Source organism: Vibrio sp. Y20_XG_PY13, from assembly GCF_024181925.1.
Taxonomy (GTDB): domain Bacteria; phylum Pseudomonadota; class Gammaproteobacteria; order Enterobacterales; family Vibrionaceae; genus Vibrio; species Vibrio parahaemolyticus.
Genome location: NZ_JAMZAL010000039.1, coordinates 1 through 1,362, shown reverse-complemented (window position 1 = coordinate 1,362; position 1,362 = coordinate 1). Strand labels below are relative to the sequence as shown.

Here is a 1,362-nt window from a genome sequence, read left to right as displayed (position 1 = left end):
ATTGCCGCAGCTTCGGTTTACTACTTAGCCCCGTTACATCTTCCGCGCAGGCCGACTCGACCAGTGAGCTATTACGCTTTCTTTAAATGATGGCTGCTTCTAAGCCAACATCCTGGCTGTCTGAGCCTTCCCACATCGTTTCCCACTTAGTAGTAATTTGGGACCTTAGCTGGCGGTCTGGGTTGTTTCCCTCTCCACGACGGACGTTAGCACCCGCCGTGTGTCTCCCGGATAGTACTTACTGGTATTCGGAGTTTGCAAAGGGTTGGTAAGTCGGGATGACCCCCTAGCCTTAACAGTGCTCTACCCCCAGTAGTATTCGTCCGAGGCGCTACCTAAATAGCTTTCGGGGAGAACCAGCTATCTCCAGGTTTGATTGGCCTTTCACCCCTAGCCACAAGTCATCCGCTAATTTTTCAACATTAGTCGGTTCGGTCCTCCAGTTGATGTTACTCAACCTTCAACCTGCCCATGGCTAGATCACCTGGTTTCGGGTCTATATCCAGAGACTGAACGCCCAGTTAAGACTCGGTTTCCCTACGGCTCCCCTAGATGGTTAACCTTGCCACTGAATATAAGTCGCTGACCCATTATACAAAAGGTACGCAGTCACAGGACAAGCCTGCTCCTACTGCTTGTACGTACACGGTTTCAGGTTCTATTTCACTCCCCTCACAGGGGTTCTTTTCGCCTTTCCCTCACGGTACTGGTTCACTATCGGTCAGTCAGTAGTATTTAGCCTTGGAGGATGGTCCCCCCATATTCAGACAGGATATCACGTGTCCCGCCCTACTCGATTTCACTGAACACACGTCGTCAACTACGGGACTATCACCCTGTATCGTCGGACTTTCCAGACCGTTCGTCTAACGCGTGTAAAGCTTAAGGGCTAGTCCAATTTCGCTCGCCGCTACTTTCGGAATCTCGGTTGATTTCTTTTCCTCGGGGTACTTAGATGTTTCAGTTCCCCCGGTTCGCCTCATTAACCTATGTATTCAGTTAATGATACTTACTTATGTAAGTGGGTTTCCCCATTCAGAAATCCCAGACTCAAATGGTTGTTACTACCTAATCTGGGCTTATCGCAAGTTACTACGTCTTTCATCGCCTCTGACTGCCAAGGCATCCACCGTGTACGCTTAGTCACTTAACCATACAACCCGAAGGAGTTTCGAGTTGATGAACAAGTCACCAAAGTTGTCTGCAATTTTTATACATGATGCAGACTCGATTTTGCCGGACTCAAATTCCAAGAACACTTGAATGTGTTATTTTGGTGTTTGTCATAAAGACAAACATTGAGAACTTTACAAACAACAATAAATTGTTGTTTTGTCAGCTTTCCAAATTGTTAAAGAGCTA

1 rRNA gene is annotated in these 1,362 nt (G+C 47.3%); it reads right to left on the bottom strand.

Annotation, left to right across the window (positions count from 1 at the left end):
* A 23S ribosomal RNA gene (locus NL646_RS23310) occupies window positions 1-1,153 on the bottom strand; the annotation flags it as partial.
* Window positions 1,154-1,362: the final 209 nt, after the last annotated feature.